The sequence below is a fragment of the Mangrovicoccus sp. HB161399 genome, assembly GCF_013184745.1.
In the GTDB taxonomy this organism is placed as follows: domain Bacteria; phylum Pseudomonadota; class Alphaproteobacteria; order Rhodobacterales; family Rhodobacteraceae; genus Mangrovicoccus.
The window spans coordinates 1-668 of sequence record NZ_JAATVU010000294.1; the positions used below are offsets into that span (position 1 = coordinate 1).

Here is a 668-nt window from a genome sequence, read left to right on the forward strand (position 1 = left end):
CCCGCTGCGGACGAACCGGCAGGCGGCGAAGCGGGCCATGGAGCCGCCGTCGGTCCGAGGCCCATGGCGAACGCGCCCGCCGGCCGCGACGGCGGATTCGCGGCGCTCCACGCCGGTTTCCGCCGCCCTCGATCGCCCCCGAGCGGCTGGTCCGGGCAAGCCTGCTGCACATCCCGTTCCCGGTCCGCTCCGGGCGGCAGCTGATGGAGCAGCTGGACCGCGACCTGCCGGTCCGCCGGTTCGCCGGGCTCGGCATCGGTGACCCCGTGTGGGGCGAAGGGCGTCCCGGAAGTGTTCCGGGGGATCAATTCAGCCCTGAACGGGCGGAGCCCCGGGCCGGAGGCCGGCCGCGGTCGAGCCGGGACCGGCGCCCGGCCGCTGGCCACGGACAGGCCGCGCAAGGTGATGGCGGCCATTCCCGCGCATCGCGAGGCCGCGCCGCTTCTGCCGGACGGCCACTTCCCGCTCGACGGCACATTGGCGGAGGCCCGGGCCTCGATGAAGGGCGTCCGGCCGAAGGAGGACGGCGGTCCTCCCGCACGGGACACTGCCCCGCAGCCCGGTCCGGAACCCCGGCCGATGGCCCGGCCCGCCGGCCGCAGCCGCAATGCCGAAGCCGGTTTCAGGGGCGGGAAGCGCTCCAGCGCCACGCATGCCCCGGCCGCCGG

2 pseudogenes are annotated in these 668 nt (G+C 76.9%); both read left to right on the plus strand.

From position 1 onward, the window contains the following. Positions 1–116: 116 nt before the first annotated feature. Positions 117–297 (plus strand): annotated as a pseudogene (locus HCC78_RS34405) (transposase); the annotation flags it as partial. A gap of 108 nt (positions 298–405) precedes the next feature. Next, positions 406–668: pseudogene (locus HCC78_RS34410) on the plus strand (IS5/IS1182 family transposase); the annotation flags it as partial.